We start from the raw sequence: 13,772 nt of genomic DNA, 5'->3' as shown, positions 1-13,772 counted from the left end.
GGTCGTAGTAACCTGTCTGGCGTGTCTTCGGTCGGCAGAATGTCTTGTGTCGGTGCCCGGTTGATCCCGGAAAGGATGTGCCGATGACGACAACTCTGGCCGCTGGAGCCGGTGCCGAATTCACCTCGTGGGTGCGCGGCAGCGGGCTCGAGATCGTGCTGCTGATCGTCGGCGCGATGCTGTTCAGCCGCTTCGCCACCTTCGTGCGCGACCGCGTGACCCGCCGGATCGACTCCGGATTCCAGAGCAGTGATTCGCTGGTCCGCACCGAGGCCGCCAAGCATCGGCACGCACTGGCACAGGTGATCACCTGGGTGCTCCTGACCATCGTCTACTTCCTGGTGTCGCTGGAAGTGCTGAAGCGCATGGGCTTTCAGCTCAGCGGCCTGGTGGCCCCGGCGGCGGTACTCGGTGCCGCACTCGGTTTCGGTGCCCAGCGCATCGTGCAGGACCTGCTGGCCGGATTCTTCCTGATCACCGAGCGCCAATACGGCTTCGGTGACGTGGTGCGGATCGCGGTCACCGGCCAATCCGACCCGGCCGAGGGTACGGTGGAGGACGTCACGTTGCGAATCACCACGCTGCGAAATCCCGACGGCGAGGTGATCTCGGTACCCAACGGGCAGATCGTGAAAGTGACCAATCTGTCGAAGGATTGGGCACGCGCGGCGATCGATGTGCCGGTTCCCGCTACCGCCGACATCACCAGGGTCAACGAGATCCTGCACGACGTGGGCGCCAAGGCATTTCAGGATCGCCGCCTGAAATCGCTACTGCTGGACGAACCTACGGTGATGGGTCTGGAAGATCTCACCGTCAATCAGATGAACATCCGAATGGTCGCTCGCACACTGCCGGGTAAGCAATTCGATGTCGGACGTGAGCTGCGGGTGCGAGTGGCCGCGGCACTGCGCCGGGAGGGCTTGAGTGAAACTGCGTAAATCGACCGCGATCCTCGTCTCCGTCTGGGTCGCGACATTGGTGGTGTACCTGTTCGTGAAGCCGGCCACTCCGGATCATTCCGGTCTCCCCACGATCATGAATGCGGTTTCCGGTTCAACGCTGACGACCACGCCCGCGCACTGACCTTCCTGTGACAGATCGCATGACCCGGTGTGGGGGGAAGAATGCCATGACTTCGCTGGCTACACTGGCTCCTCGTGATTACCCTGCGGAACGTCACCAAGTCATATAAAACCTCGACGAGACCCGCTCTGGACAACGTTTCGGTCGAGGTCGACAAGGGCGAGTTCGTCTTCATTATCGGGCCGTCCGGGTCGGGTAAATCGACGTTCATGCAACTGTTGCTGAAAGAGGTCAAACCGACCACCGGTGAGGTGCACGTCGCCGATTTCCGGGTCGACCGGTTGCCGGGGCGACGGGTGCCCAAGTTGCGCCAGCGCATCGGCTGCGTCTTCCAGGACTTCCGGTTGCTGCAGCAGAAGACGGTCGAACAGAATGTGGCGTTCGCGCTCGAGGTGATCGGCAAGAACCGCAAGTTCATCAATCGCGCGGTGCCCGAGGCGCTGGACCTGGTCGGACTGGCCGGCAAGGCGGACCGGCTGCCCACCGAGCTGTCCGGTGGTGAGCAGCAGCGGGTGGCCATCGCGCGCGCGTTCGTGAACCGGCCGCTGGTGCTGCTGGCCGACGAACCGACCGGCAACCTCGACCCCGACACCAGTCAGGACATCATGATGTTGCTGGAACGCATCAATCGCGTCGGCACCACGGTGCTGATGGCGACCCACGACAATCACATCGTCGACGCCATGCGCCGGCGGGTGGTCGAACTCGATCGTGGCCGCCTGGTCCGGGACGAGGCCACCGGGGTGTACGGGGTGGGCCGGTAATGCGCGCGAGCTTCCTGTTCGGCGAGGTCTTCAACGGCCTACGCCGCAATGTCACCATGACCATCGCGATGATCCTGACCACCGCGGTGTCGCTGACCATGCTCGGTGGCGGCATGCTCGCGGTGCGGATGGCCGACAAGACCGAGCAGTACTTCCTCGATCGGCTCGAGGTCCGCCTGTACATGACCGAGGATGTCTCGGCCAACGATCCGGACTGTTCGCAGGATCCGTGCAAGGCGCTGATGTCGGATCTCAAGTCCGAACCGGGCGTCGAATCGGTGCAGTTCCTCAATCGCTCCGAAGCCATCCGCGAGGCCAAGGAGAAGACCTTCAAGGATCAGCCGGAGCTGGCCAAATACGTCAGCGAATCGCCGCTGCCGGCCTCGCTGCGGGTGAAGATGACCAGCGCCGAGCAATATCCGCGCATCTTCAAGGATTTCCAGGGCCGACCCGGTGTCGGCTTCGTGCGCAATGACAAGGACATCGTCGACCGGCTGGTCAGCCTGTTCGACGGCCTCCGCAACGCGGCCTTCGGCCTGGCGGTGCTGCAGGCGTTCGCGGCCCTGCTGCTGATCGCGAACATGGTGCAGATCGCGGCGTTCACCCGCCGCGAGGAGGTCGGCATCATGCGCCTGGTCGGCGCCACGCGCTGGTACACCCAGCTGCCGTTCCTGCTGGAAGCGGTGGCGGCGGCACTCGCCGGCTCGATCCTGGCGGTGCTGGGCCTGGTGGTCGCGCGGCCGCTGGTCATCGACCGGGCACTGGGTGACCTGTTCGCATCCAAGGTGTTCCCACGCATCACCGGTGACGACATCGCCGTGGTCGCCATGACCGTGGTCCCGGTGGGCATCGTATTCGCGGCCCTGACGGCGTACGGGACCCTGCGGTACTACGTGCGCGAGTAGCGCGGTTATTCGTGGGAGAGGGCCCTGGTTCCATGCGGAACCAGGGCCTTTTCCAGTAGGACGACACTGTTCGTGGTGCCGAAGTGCGGAGGCAGCGCAACCACCCGCACCTCCGCGAACCCGTGCCGGGTGTAGTAGGCGCGTAGCACCGGGTTGGTTGCGACGACGTCGAGCCGCTGGGTGGTGAGGCCGTGGGCGAGGGTGCTTTCGGCACAGAAGCGCAATACCGCGCTGCCGAGTTCGGTGCCGCGTGCGGTGGGCGCGACCATCAGCCCGTGGACGTATCCGGCGGGAGTGTCCTCACCCCAGAACTCGGCATCCGACCAGACCAGCCGTACTGCCGCGTGGAGGGCCCCGGACTCGGAACGCAGGACGTACCACTCGCCCGCGGCGATCTCGGTGTCGAGGCGGTGGACCGGGTATTCGCCGGGCACCCATTGCGTGATGGACTTGCCGACCATCCATCGTGCGAGTTGATCCCGCAGCGCGAGGATCGCCGGGGCGTCGTCTGCGGTGGCGAGGAGCATCGCGGCAGCGCGGGGCATGGGACCGGACATTAGTGTCGCCATTTCGGATGCGCCGACTGAGGGGCCGCCAACCCCGCCGGAGCGAAGCGGAGGCCAAAGATACCGGGTGCGGCTGTGACCGGGGGATCGTCATACCCGCCCCCCGTCCGTAGGATGGCTGGCGTGAATCCCCCGGAGACGCTCGAAACGGCCGACCCCGCCGCAGCACCCGTGGAAACCGATGCGGCACAACAGGTTCTGCAACGCGTTTTCGGCTACGACAGCTTCCGGGGATTACAGGGCGAGATCGTCGAGCAGGTGATTTCCGGCGGCGACGCCTTGGTGCTGATGCCCACCGGTGGCGGTAAATCGCTGTGTTATCAGATTCCCGCCCTGGTGCGGTCGGGGGTGGGGGTGGTGATCTCTCCGCTGATCGCGCTGATGCAGGACCAGGTGGACGCCTTGACCGCGCTGGGGGTGCGTGCGGGTTTTCTGAACTCCACTCAGTTCCCGGACGAGCGCCGCACGGTCGAGGCCCAGTTCGTCGCGGGTGAGCTGGATGTGCTGTATCTGGCTCCGGAGCGGCTCAAGCTGGAATCGACCGCGCAACTTCTCGACCGCGGCAAGGTGTCGGTCTTCGCGATCGACGAGGCGCATTGCGTGAGCCAGTGGGGCCACGACTTCCGGCCCGATTATCTGGCCCTGTCGGTATTGCACGAGCGCTGGCCGGATGTGCCGCGTATCGCATTGACGGCGACTGCCACCGAAGCCACCCGCCGCGAGATCGCCGAGCGGCTCGACCTCACCGGGGCGCGGCATTTCGTGGCGGGTTTCGACCGGCCGAACATCCAGTACCGGATCGAACCGAAGAACCGGGCCGATCAGCAGTTGCTGTCGTTCATCCGGTCCGAGCATCCGGGGGAGGCGGGCATCGTCTACTGCTTGTCCCGCAACTCGGTCGAGCGGACCGCGGAGTTCCTGTGCGGCAATGGGATAGACGCCGTGCCCTATCACGCCGGTCTGGACGCGCGGACCCGCGCCACGAACCAGTCCCGGTTCCTGCGTGAGGACGGGCTCGTCGTGGTCGCGACCATCGCCTTCGGCATGGGTATCGATAAACCCGATGTGCGGTTCGTGGCGCATCTGGATCTGCCGAAGTCGGTGGAGGGGTACTACCAGGAGACCGGTCGCGCCGGCCGCGACGGCCAGCCGTCCACCGCATGGATGGTCTACGGTCTCAACGATGTGGTGCAGCAACGGAAGATGATCGATTCCTCCGACGGTGACGCGGCCCACCGGCGTCAGTTGCAGTTGCATCTGGATGCGATGCTGGCACTGTGCGAGACGGTGCAGTGCCGTCGTACCCAGCTGCTCAATTATTTCGGGCAGAGCGGTGATACCTGCGGTAACTGCGATACCTGCCTGAACCCGCCCGAATCGTGGGACGGCACGATCGCCGCGCAGAAGGCGCTCTCGGCGGTGTTGCGGCTCAAACGTGAGCGCGGGCAGAGCTTCGGCGCCGGACATATCGTCGATATCCTGCTCGGGAAATCCAATCCGAAGGTGTTGCAGCACAAGCACAACGAGTTGAAGGTCTTCGGTGTGGGCGCGGATCTGCGCGATACCGAATGGCGCGGGGTGATCCGTCAGCTGCTCGCTCAGGGGCTGCTCGCGGTCCACGGTGAGTACGGCGTGCTGACTCTCACCGAGGCCAGCGACGAGGTGTTGTTCAAACAGCGCAAGGTGATGATGCGCCGGGAGCCCGAGCGGGTGAAACCGCCGCGGGCGGCCAAGGCGAAGGCTTCCCGGATGGCCGCTGCCGACCTCACCCCGGCCGCGGCCGGGATGTTCGAGCGGTTGCGTGGCTGGCGTGCCGCGGTCGCGAAGGAACAGGGCGTCCCGGCGTATGTCGTATTCCACGATGCCACCCTGCGCGAGATCGCGAATCGCGCGCCCGTCACCCGGGCCGAGCTCGGCGCGATCAGTGGGATCGGCGAGAACAAGCTCGCGAAGTACGCCGAGGGGGTTCTGGAGGTCGTCACCGGCTCCGCGGGGGAGGCGCCGGCCCGGCCGCAGGCGGCGCCCGTTCGCCGCGCCGGCGTGAGTCCGGCCACCGATCGGGGGCAGCCCGCGCGGCGGGGCCAGGCCGATAGCCGTGGTCCGGTCCCGGAGGCCCCGATGGAGTGGGATCTCGGCGATCCCGATTTCGAGCCGCCGCCGGATGATGCGTACTGAGCTGACGGTGCGCTCCGCCGGGTCGTCGCGGGCCCGCCGGAACTCGCGGTGGTCAGCGATGTGTTTATCGATCCCACTGCCGTGGGTAACTGTGTCGCCATGACCCAAGGCCACGACCCGGTGATCGACAGTAACGGTCTGCCCGGACATCACACGACCGCCCCGGGAACCGAGCCCGTCGTCTCCGCCACCTTCGAACCGACCCAGGCCGTGGAGGCGGCGGCGGGGCGGACCAGCAGGATACGACGCCCCGCGGTGGGCATGCGGGGGTCGACGATGTTGCTGATGGGCGTATGGGTCGCCGTGTTGGTGCTGTATCTGGCGGTGCGACCGGGCGGATAGCGGTAGCGTGCCGCCTATGTCCCACGACCATCACGACGACCGGTCCGATCAGTCGTCGGATTCCGGCCCCGGCGGCGATCCGCCGGATGCCGCGAAACCCGCGCCACGCCGCGGGCTCTCGGATTCGGTCGAGGCCGGTTGGCTGCGCCCGCACACGCGTCCGCTCGGTCGTCCACGAGCGTCGACCGTGGTGTTGCTGCTCGCGTGGATCGGCGTGCTGATCCTGTATCTGGAGGTTCGCCCCGGCGGCTGACAGCCGGCGGTCAGCGGTCGGCGCTCACCCGCTCCCACATCATCGCGTCGTACCAGCCGTAGCGCTGGAAAGCCCAGTCCCGCACCGTTTTCGCGACGAGCTCGAAGGCCGGCGAATGCGGGGCGCCCCACCGCGCGTTGTCGCGCACGCTGGCACGGAAGTGCATTCCCGGGCCGCCGGCGTACTCGACGATGTAGCCGCGGCCGTCGTCGGGATCGATGTGCTGATCCATCCGGACGCGCAAATACTGTTCGGCGGCAGGCGAACCCGGCCGCTCGACGACGAGCTGTGGCTCTCTGTAGTCCAGCTCGGCCAATAGATCGTGTAACTGGGCATCGGTCGGGTCCTCGAGTACACGATCCCCGGCCGTGCTGACTCTGAAATTGGGTGCCGTTGTCACACAATCAGTTTGGCCGAAGGCCGACAAGATCGTGAGCGGAACAGTTCCCTCCGTTGGGGATTTCAAACGTGAAAATCCCCACGCCGACCTCCTGTGCGGGTTCGTCCGGCCGCGATCCACGCTCGCTGGGAGTGACAGGAGTCACGGGCATTTTCCGCGCCCGATATTCGTTTCACATCTGTTCGGGCGCCGTGTAGACCGGGACGGGTCCGTATGCTCATCGAGCCCGGCTGGGCGATCGGGGAGTGCGCGCGCGTCGCCGCTACGGGTTCAAGGGCAGAATGGCAGCGAGGAAACGGCCGCCGAGCTGCGCGGGAGTGGAGAGAAAGGTGTTCATGAAGGAGAAGGGGCGCAAGGTCATCGCGACCAACCGCAAGGCACGGCACAACTACACGATCCTCGATACCTTCGAGGCCGGGGTCGCGTTGGTCGGTACCGAGGTCAAGAGCCTGCGGGAGGGTAAGGCATCGCTGGTCGACGCCTACGCCACCATCGATGACGGTGAGGTGTGGCTGCGCGGCCTGCACATTCCCGAGTACGGGCACGGCACCTGGACCAACCACGCCCCGCGCCGCACCCGCAAACTGCTGCTGCACCGCCGTGAGATCGACAAACTCACCGGTAAGACCAAGGAGAGCTCGCTGACCCTGGTTCCGCTGTCGATGTATTTCACCGACGGCAAGGTGAAGGTGGAGCTCGCGCTGGCCAAGGGTAAGCAGGACTACGACAAGCGTCACGACCTGGCCCGGCGCACCGCCGAACGGGAGGTGACGCGGGAGCTCGGTCGGCGGGTGAAGGGTATGCGTTGACCGGGCGGCGCCAACGTCGCCATGCGCTGATCGCCACCGCGGGAACACGGCCGCGACCGGCGGGAATGCATGACCGGAAAGTGATGTTAGTATGAACAGCCCGGCTTCGCGGCCGGGTGTTCGACTGAATCGAACGACTACGGGGCTGATCGGTTTCGACTGCGTACGTCGATTCAGGGGAAGCGTGTCGGTGCAGGCAAGAGACCACCGTAAGCGTCGTTGCAACCTTATAAGCGCCGATTCCAATCAGCGCGACTACGCTCTCGCTGCCTAAGCAGTAGAGCGTGTCTGTCAGTCCGGGTTTGCTCTCGGCCCGGGTACTGGCATCAGCTAGAGAGCTTTACCGTCCGGCTCGGTCGCGGAGTCGTACGGGACATCCAACAGCGACTGGGATCGTCATCTCGGCTTGTTCGCGTGACTGAGAGATCCGAGTAGAGACACAGCGAACTGCACACGGAGAAGCCCTGAAGAAGCGGCGGAGGACCCGGGTTCAATTCCCGGCAGCTCCACGACAGGCCCCCCACCCGGACATCCAGGTGGGGGGCTTTCTCATGCGCCGACCAGCCGCAAGTCGGCCCGCGCGCCCACAATTTTTCCCACACCGTCGGATATGAGGCACCGCTCACGGTCGACATCGTCGACAAGCGCGAGGACCGAGAGAAAGTCTGTGCAGTGCTACTGCGTGCCCGCCTACGCCTTCGACCGGCCGCAGTCGGGCAAAAACTGCGACCGCGGTATCGGAAGAGTCGATGCGCTGCCGTCCGCTGTCGCGGAACCTCGCCGCCGAGCTGGTGACGCATGGCGGGAAGATCGTCGAGCGGGAGGCCCGCTCACTCGCGACTCGCCTCGGCGTCACAGCCTGAGACCTGCCCACATTTTGCCCACATTGGTGTGGCGAACATTTCCGCCGCGCGACGTGTGTCCATGTACTCGCGCACTCGATGGATCAGGCCATCGGCGAGTTCGAACACGAAGCAGTACTCGTTGTCGTACTGGTTGCCGTTCATGAGCGTTGCCCGCATGCGTTCCTCCACGACGACGGTCGTGCCCTCGGCGATGACCGCGGTGAACTGCACGCTCCTGGCGGCCACGAAGACCGCGGGAAACTCGACGGTCAGGAAACGGACGATACGATCGCGCCCCACCAGGTGATTGGTCCCGTCGAGCGCGCGGGCGGTCGGATTGTCCGGTGGCGCAAGCCATTCGGCATCGGGCGTGAATACGGCGGCGATCCGTTCGGGGTCCGCGGTTGCGAACTCGAGCCATGCCCGCTTTACCAGTTCCTTGCTCGTCTGTGCGTCCATTCGGTTGATAATGGGCCGTGCGCCGCCGCCGAGCTTGCCACATTCGGACATGTTCAGGAGGTGGCCGGATATGGCTGGTCCGCACCGAATCTGTCGCACAGACTGTCGATGTGGGAATGTTCGAGGGCGTCATCACGACCGGCATCTATTGTCTGCCGCCGTGCCCGGGACGTCCGCTACCGGAGAATGTGGTGTCCTTCGCATCGGCGGCGGGCGCCGAAGCCGCGGGATTCAGGGCATGTCATCGCTGCAGGCCGTACCGCGGCGATCGCCGGCCGACGAGTGCGTCCGAACTGGTGTGCCGCGCGGTCGATCTCATCGCATCAGGCGCGTTGGATGAGAGCGGCGAAGCCGAGCTGGCAGCTCGCCTCGCAGTATCGCAACGGCATCTGCGCCGGATGTTCCGCACTCAGGTCGGCACCACGCCGGATCGGCTCGCCCGGTCTCGGCGCGCGCATTTCGCCCGGCGGCTGCTGGACGACACCGATCTGCCGGTGATCGATATCGCCTTCGCCTCCGGGTTCGGTAGCCTGCGTCAGTTCAACCGAGTGATGGTCACGACCTTCCATGGCACACCACACGAATTGCGTGCACGGCGGCGGCGCGCGGATCGACTCGTCGCCGATGGCGGCCTTGCGCTGCGCGTGCCACTGCGCGAGCCCGTACGGGTCGATCGGCGATTGACACAGCTGGCCGCCGAATCCATCAGCGGTATCGAGAACGCGACGGCCGGGCACTACCGCCGGACCGTCTCGATGGATGGCGCCCCCGGCGTGATCGAGATCTGTTCGGACGCATCCGGCGAGGCGCGGCTGGTCGCTCATCTGCCTCGAATCGAGGGGCTCATGCATCTGGTGGACCAGGTGCAACGCCTACTCGCCGGCGGAGTCTGGGACCGGTACGAGGCAGCCGTCCGAGCGATCGTGGCGGACCATGTCGGCGCATCGCCGGCCCCCGATGTCCTCGCCGAGTTGGTCACCCGGTTCGGGACACCGATCGCCGGGCTGCGCCAGTTCGGCCTGACCCACGCGTTTCCCGCGCCCGCCACCCTCGCTGACGCCGATTTCCGTGACATCCCCGTCGACGCGGACTGCGCGAAAATGATCCGTGACTACAGCCTCGATCCGAATCGGGGCTACGCCACAGGCCACTCGACGCAGCCCCAGGTGAGGGGCTTTTCTCATCGGTCAGGGTAGAACTGACATCGTGACGCGGTACGCATACGAGCCGGGGTCCGGCGCGCTTGTCGCGAGCTGGGGAACCGGCCGCGGGAATATGGCCCAGACCATCGCCACGCTGCCGGCGACGGTCGAGCTGGAGGTCGCGCTGGCGTTGGCGGCGGCGCTGACGAAACTGTCGGAGTACCAATGGCGGACCTACATCCATCCGGCCTCGGCGGCGGGGGATCCCGAGGTGCCCAACAGCGTGGCGTGGCATCGGGCCGAGGAGCGCAACCGGTTCCACGAGGTGGAGGGTGCGGTGCGGGAGCCGAACCTGCCGGACGGGGACGGGATGATGGCGGTGTCCTACAGCGTGGTCGAGGAGGCGGCGCATCGGATCGGGCGGGTCGCGCATCTGATCGGTGACGCGAGCCTGGTGGATCTGCTGACCGCCGAGGTACGGACCGAGCAGGCGGCGATCGAAGCGGCGGAACTGGGCGATCTGTCCGGGCGGGCCCGGCAGGCGGTCGAGCTGTCCCGCGCGGACATCTCACCGGTGCAGGTACAGGCGGCCGATTCGCTGCTGCACGCCGACCCGCTCGCCTCCATCGATCGGTTCACCGGTTTCGACCCGGCCGCCGCGGCGGTGGCCGCCGCACGCTGGCTCTACCTCGCGGCCCAAGTCGCGGCCGAGGTGGCGGAGGTGCATCCGGTACACGTGGTCGCGGAGGCGGACAATCTCGAGGCCCTGCAGGTGGAGACGCCGACCCTGGTACTGGAACGGCTGTGCGCGGGCGAGAGCCCCACCGCGGTGGTGGTCGACCTGATCGCCGACGCGCTCGCCGCCGCCGAGGGGCGGGTGCGCAATCCGGCCCGGATCGTGGAGGCGGCCGAGGCGATCGAAAGGCGTTTGCGCGGAGAGGAACTCGATGAGGAGGGCCTCACCGCGCTCACCGACGAGTTCCGCATCTGCAGCCTCGATCCGGCCCGCCCCGCGGTCGATCTGCTGGAGGACCTGCTCGACGCCATCCGTGGCTGCTGGCTGCTCTACTGCGAGGAGTACGAGTCGGGATTCGAGGACGCGGTGCGGGCCGAGGGGGACGACCAGAGCACACCGCTGTTGTAGCTCCCGGATCAGGCATCGGGGTCGCCGTACGCCGCGGCGATGTCCTGAGACCTACTCCATCGACTGTAGGTGGGTGACTGCGGCCAGCCCTCGGGTGAGTCCTGCCAGACCTCCTGCCGGCCGAAGGGCAGGGTGTCGATCAGCGCGAACGTGTGGCTGAGTTGTTCGGTGCCACGCCCATCGGTGTGCCAGGTGCGGTAGACGGTGTCGCCGTCGCGCAGGAAGACGTTGATCGCGAAGCCGCCGCCGGGAGGTGCGCCGACATCTGTGCCGAAGGAGCTGTCGGCAGTGGAGTACCAGGGCAACATGTTGCCGACTCGGCGCTTGTAGGCCAGCGCCTCGTCGATCGGTCCCTGGGTGACGATCACGAGGCGGGCGTCGTAGTTGTCCAGGAACTCCGTTCGGGTGAATTGCGCGGTGAATCCGGTACAACCCGGGCATTGCCACTTCTCGTCCGGGAACCACATGTGGTTGTAGACGATGAGCTGTGACTTGCCGTCGAAGATATCGGCCAGCCGGATCGGCCCGTCCTCGCCTTCGAGGGTGTAATCGGGCATCTCGACCATCGGCAGGCGCCGGCGCTGGGCGGCGATCGCGTCGAGTTCCCGGGTCGCGGCCTTCTCCCGCACGCGCAGTGCGTCGAGGTCACGCTGCCAGGTGTCGGCGTCGACGATCGGCGGCAGTGCTGTGGTGCTCATAATTCCTCCCTCGCCGTCCTCCCGGATTACGGGCTGTAGATACAGACGCCGTGTGGTTCCGGAATTCATCGCTCGGCCCGAGGTCGATTCAGGACCCGGTGCGGCGGAAGGTGGTGCGGTAGTCGCCCGGGCGTTGCCCGGTGTGTTCGGCGAACAGTGCGGCGAAGGTTCCGGGATCCCGGTATCCGACGAGGCCGCAGATGTCGGTGACGGTGCGGTCGGTGGTCTCGAGCAGGTGGCGGGCGCGGCGCACACGCGCGGACTGCAGGTAGTCGAGTGGACTGCGGCCGGTTTCGGCGGCGAAGCGCCGCAGCAGGGTGCGCGTGCTCATATGAAAGGTGTTCGCCAGGCCGGTGAGGTCGTAGCGGGTCGCGAGATTGCGGTCGAGGTGGCGCATCACTCGGCGGGAGAACGCGTTTCCGGGTTGCGGGAGCAGCCGGGAGTCGACATACGGTGTCTGGGACGAGCGGGCGTCGTCGACGAGGGCGATCCGGGCGGTGGTCCGCGCGACCTCCGCGCCGCTGTGGCGCGCGATCAAGTCCAGTGCGAAGTCGTACATGGCGCTGAACGCGGCTGTCGTCGTCACGCCGCGGTCGGTGACGACCAGCCGATCGGGCCGGATGTCGGCGTCGGGACAGCGCTGCGCGAGTTCGTCGGCGAACAACCAGGCCGTGGTCGCCTGCCGGCCCGCGAGGAGCCCGGCCCGGGCGAGTAGAAATGCGCCCACGCAGATCGATACGACGGCTCGGCCCGCGGCGGCATGGTCGCGGATCGCGGCGATTTCGGCGGTGAGAAGGGAGAGCCGGGCGTCCGGATCGAGACCGGGAACGAGTTCGAAACCCGGGACCACGAGGATGTCGACCTCACGCAACGGCGACACCGATAGCGCCACACCGCCGGCGGCGGCCACCCGGCGCCGCGGCGAGCACACCACCACCTCGTAACCCGCGTGGTCCGGACCCGCGACATGCGCGGCCATCGTCAGCAGATCGGGGATCCCGAACACCTCGGACGCGAAGCAGCCCGGATAGGCCAGCACACCCACGCTATACGCGCTCACGGCCACCTCCTCATCCGATGGCGAGATTACCCTTGAAGATGGCGATCCAGCCGCTCGCTTTACCGTCGATCCCGACCGACGCTGACTGTATGAGCACCGATGACAACCCGATCGCCGCCTTCACACCCCGTCTCGTCGATGTGGACGGCGTGAGCAAGACCGTCTACACGGCCGGTTCCGGCCCGGCCGTCGTGGTGATGCCGGAGATGCCCGGCATCAGTCCCGACGTGCTCCGGCTGGCGAGATGGATCCGCGACGCGGGGTTCACCGTCTACATCCCGTCGCTGTTCGGCATCGACGGCGCCTACCCGACGGCAGCGGAGGGCGCCGAGGTGATCCGGCGGGCGTGTGTGAGCGCCGAATTCCGCGCCTTCGCCGGCGGCGGCACCAGTCCCGTCACCCAGTGGCTGCGCGGGCTCGCGCGTCTCGCTCACGACGAGTGCGGTGGTCCCGGCGTCGGTGCGCTCGGACTGTGTTTCACCGGCAACTTCGCGCTCACCATGACCTTGGAGCCGGCCGTCGTCGCGCCCGTGGTGAACCATCCCTCGCTCCCACTCGACGACCCCGCCGGGATCGAGCTGAGCGATGCCGACGCGCTCGCGGTCCGCGAGCGAATCCGGCGCGACGGGCTGACGGTGCTGGCCTTCCGTTTCGACAACGACCGCTGGTGCACCGGCCGCCGATTCGCCGCCTACCGGGCACTGCTCGGCGATGCCTTCGACGGCCGGGTGCTGGCCGGCGAGTCCGCCAACCCCGCCCCGCCGCCGTTCTTCCGCGATGTCGTACAGACCCCGCACAGCATCGTCACGGCGCATTTCGTCGATGAGGACGGCCACCCCACCGCCGTGGCCCGCGACCAGATCCTCGAATTCCTGGGTGAGCGTCTGCACGCGTCGAAACCGCGGTGATGCCCCGGCGCCGGGCGTGGATAGCGAACGCGATCACGCCGCGATCGGGGCCGCTTTTGAAACCCGGGCGCCCGTGCCACGATGCGAACGCGGTCTCCGCTGCAGTTCCCGCTGCCGGCCGACGGCGGCACCGGGCGCCCGGCCGGGACCGGCAGCGACACCGAGACCGGGTCCGGCCCGCGAGTTGACCGCGCGCGGCGGTGCGGTAGTAAGGAT

16 protein-coding genes and 1 other RNA gene are annotated in these 13,772 nt (G+C 66.9%); 12 read left to right on the top strand and 5 right to left on the bottom strand.

Annotated features, from left to right (window positions below; translation table 11 throughout):
* Nucleotides 1-83 precede the first annotated feature (83 nt).
* The 4 genes from LKD76_RS23920 (at nucleotide 84) to ftsX (ending at nucleotide 2,755) form a co-directional block, all read left to right on the top strand.
* Nucleotides 84-941 carry a mechanosensitive ion channel family protein gene (locus tag LKD76_RS23920; RefSeq protein WP_227983652.1) on the top strand — a complete coding sequence of 286 codons (858 nt, stop codon included), beginning with the start codon at nucleotides 84-86 and terminating at the stop codon, nucleotides 939-941.
* Nucleotides 928-1,086 (top strand): Rv3103c transmembrane domain-containing protein, encoded by a 159-nt coding sequence (locus LKD76_RS23915; RefSeq protein ID WP_227983651.1) that lies wholly within the window; start codon nucleotides 928-930, stop codon nucleotides 1,084-1,086. Before LKD76_RS23920 ends, LKD76_RS23915 begins: the two co-directional genes overlap by 14 nt.
* A gap of 74 nt (nucleotides 1,087-1,160) precedes the next feature.
* A complete protein-coding gene (gene ftsE, locus LKD76_RS23910) occupies nucleotides 1,161-1,850 on the top strand; it encodes a cell division ATP-binding protein FtsE (protein WP_227983650.1) in 690 nt (229 codons plus the stop codon).
* The gene (ftsX, locus tag LKD76_RS23905) at nucleotides 1,850-2,755 is read left to right on the top strand and encodes a permease-like cell division protein FtsX (RefSeq protein ID WP_227983649.1); all 906 of its coding nucleotides are present in this window, start codon (nucleotides 1,850-1,852) and stop codon (nucleotides 2,753-2,755) included. Before ftsE ends, ftsX begins: the two co-directional genes overlap by 1 nt.
* Before the next feature lie 5 nt (nucleotides 2,756-2,760).
* Here ftsX and LKD76_RS23900 read toward each other — a convergent pair whose 3' ends face one another.
* Complete coding sequence (locus LKD76_RS23900; RefSeq protein ID WP_227983648.1) at nucleotides 2,761-3,300, bottom strand: GNAT family N-acetyltransferase; 540 nt, start codon at nucleotides 3,298-3,300, stop codon at nucleotides 2,761-2,763.
* A gap of 135 nt (nucleotides 3,301-3,435) precedes the next feature.
* On the opposite strand from LKD76_RS23900, the gene recQ reads away from it, so the two are divergent.
* The 3 genes from recQ to LKD76_RS23885 all read left to right on the top strand — a co-directional run bounded on the left by recQ (nucleotide 3,436) and on the right by LKD76_RS23885 (nucleotide 6,091).
* Nucleotides 3,436-5,496, top strand: coding sequence for a DNA helicase RecQ (gene recQ, locus LKD76_RS23895; protein WP_308188573.1), 2,061 nt, complete (start codon nucleotides 3,436-3,438; stop codon nucleotides 5,494-5,496).
* A gap of 99 nt (nucleotides 5,497-5,595) precedes the next feature.
* Complete coding sequence (locus LKD76_RS23890; RefSeq protein ID WP_227983646.1) at nucleotides 5,596-5,838, top strand: Rv3103c transmembrane domain-containing protein; 243 nt, start codon at nucleotides 5,596-5,598, stop codon at nucleotides 5,836-5,838.
* A 16-nt stretch (nucleotides 5,839-5,854) separates the two neighbouring features.
* Nucleotides 5,855-6,091 (top strand): WLR motif membrane protein, encoded by a 237-nt coding sequence (locus tag LKD76_RS23885; RefSeq protein ID WP_227983645.1) that lies wholly within the window; start codon nucleotides 5,855-5,857, stop codon nucleotides 6,089-6,091.
* Nucleotides 6,092-6,101: 10 nt separating this feature from the next.
* Here the strand turns inward: LKD76_RS23885 and LKD76_RS23880 are convergent, their stop codons facing one another.
* A complete protein-coding gene (locus tag LKD76_RS23880; RefSeq protein ID WP_227983644.1) occupies nucleotides 6,102-6,491 on the bottom strand; it encodes a hypothetical protein in 390 nt (129 codons plus the stop codon).
* Nucleotides 6,492-6,826: 335 nt separating this feature from the next.
* Between LKD76_RS23880 and smpB the strand changes: the two genes are divergently transcribed.
* Entirely contained in the window at nucleotides 6,827-7,300 is a 474-nt protein-coding gene (gene smpB / locus LKD76_RS23875) for an SsrA-binding protein SmpB (protein WP_227983643.1), read from the top strand.
* 141 nt (nucleotides 7,301-7,441) lie between these two features.
* Nucleotides 7,442-7,812, top strand: a transfer-messenger RNA (tmRNA) gene (gene ssrA, locus LKD76_RS23870).
* Nucleotides 7,813-8,130: 318 nt separating this feature from the next.
* Here the strand turns inward: ssrA and LKD76_RS23865 are convergent.
* Complete coding sequence (locus LKD76_RS23865; RefSeq protein WP_227983642.1) at nucleotides 8,131-8,604, bottom strand: nuclear transport factor 2 family protein; 474 nt, start codon at nucleotides 8,602-8,604, stop codon at nucleotides 8,131-8,133.
* Between the two features lie 116 nt (nucleotides 8,605-8,720).
* Between LKD76_RS23865 and LKD76_RS23860 the strand changes: the two genes are divergently transcribed.
* Together LKD76_RS23860 and LKD76_RS23855 are read left to right on the top strand one after the other, a co-directional pair.
* Nucleotides 8,721-9,800, top strand: coding sequence for a helix-turn-helix domain-containing protein (locus tag LKD76_RS23860; RefSeq protein ID WP_227985376.1), 1,080 nt, complete (start codon nucleotides 8,721-8,723; stop codon nucleotides 9,798-9,800).
* Nucleotides 9,801-9,810: 10 nt separating this feature from the next.
* Nucleotides 9,811-10,890, top strand: a complete 1,080-nt coding sequence (locus LKD76_RS23855; protein WP_227983641.1) for a hypothetical protein — start codon at nucleotides 9,811-9,813, stop codon at nucleotides 10,888-10,890.
* 8 nt (nucleotides 10,891-10,898) lie between these two features.
* Here the strand turns inward: LKD76_RS23855 and LKD76_RS23850 are convergent, their stop codons facing one another.
* Both LKD76_RS23850 and LKD76_RS23845 read right to left on the bottom strand, forming a co-directional pair.
* Entirely contained in the window at nucleotides 10,899-11,588 is a 690-nt protein-coding gene (locus LKD76_RS23850) for a DUF899 domain-containing protein (RefSeq protein WP_227983640.1), read from the bottom strand.
* Between the two features lie 88 nt (nucleotides 11,589-11,676).
* Complete coding sequence (locus LKD76_RS23845; protein WP_227983639.1) at nucleotides 11,677-12,648, bottom strand: GlxA family transcriptional regulator; 972 nt, start codon at nucleotides 12,646-12,648, stop codon at nucleotides 11,677-11,679.
* Between the two features lie 89 nt (nucleotides 12,649-12,737).
* Here LKD76_RS23845 and LKD76_RS23840 point away from each other — a divergent pair, with 89 nt between their 5' ends.
* Nucleotides 12,738-13,556, top strand: a complete 819-nt coding sequence (locus LKD76_RS23840) for a dienelactone hydrolase family protein (RefSeq protein ID WP_227983638.1) — start codon at nucleotides 12,738-12,740, stop codon at nucleotides 13,554-13,556.
* Nucleotides 13,557-13,772: the final 216 nt, after the last annotated feature.

Origin of the sequence: Nocardia spumae (assembly GCF_020733635.1) — a bacterium.
GTDB lineage: Bacteria > Actinomycetota > Actinomycetes > Mycobacteriales > Mycobacteriaceae > Nocardia > Nocardia spumae.
Note: the sequence above shows the minus strand (reverse complement) of the source record. Positions and strands in the feature narration are given on the sequence as shown.

What these genes read in the sequence shown, in the direction of transcription:
- LKD76_RS23920 (WP_227983652.1), top strand. Translation starts at nt 84, where the DNA reads ATGACGACAACTCTGGCCGCTGGAGCCGGTGCCGAATTCACCTCGTGG.
- ftsX (WP_227983649.1), top strand. Translation starts at nt 1,850, where the DNA reads ATGCGCGCGAGCTTCCTGTTCGGCGAGGTCTTCAACGGCCTACGCCGC.
- LKD76_RS23900 (WP_227983648.1), bottom strand. Translation starts at nt 3,300, where the DNA reads ATGCCCCGCGCTGCCGCGATGCTCCTCGCCACCGCAGACGACGCCCCG.
- recQ (WP_308188573.1), top strand. Translation starts at nt 3,436, where the DNA reads ATGGCTGGCGTGAATCCCCCGGAGACGCTCGAAACGGCCGACCCCGCC.
- LKD76_RS23890 (WP_227983646.1), top strand. Translation starts at nt 5,596, where the DNA reads ATGACCCAAGGCCACGACCCGGTGATCGACAGTAACGGTCTGCCCGGA.
- LKD76_RS23885 (WP_227983645.1), top strand. Translation starts at nt 5,855, where the DNA reads ATGTCCCACGACCATCACGACGACCGGTCCGATCAGTCGTCGGATTCC.
- smpB (WP_227983643.1), top strand. Translation starts at nt 6,827, where the DNA reads ATGAAGGAGAAGGGGCGCAAGGTCATCGCGACCAACCGCAAGGCACGG.
- LKD76_RS23865 (WP_227983642.1), bottom strand. Translation starts at nt 8,604, where the DNA reads ATGGACGCACAGACGAGCAAGGAACTGGTAAAGCGGGCATGGCTCGAG.
- LKD76_RS23860 (WP_227985376.1), top strand. Translation starts at nt 8,721, where the DNA reads ATGTTCGAGGGCGTCATCACGACCGGCATCTATTGTCTGCCGCCGTGC.
- LKD76_RS23850 (WP_227983640.1), bottom strand. Translation starts at nt 11,588, where the DNA reads ATGAGCACCACAGCACTGCCGCCGATCGTCGACGCCGACACCTGGCAG.
- LKD76_RS23840 (WP_227983638.1), top strand. Translation starts at nt 12,738, where the DNA reads ATGAGCACCGATGACAACCCGATCGCCGCCTTCACACCCCGTCTCGTC.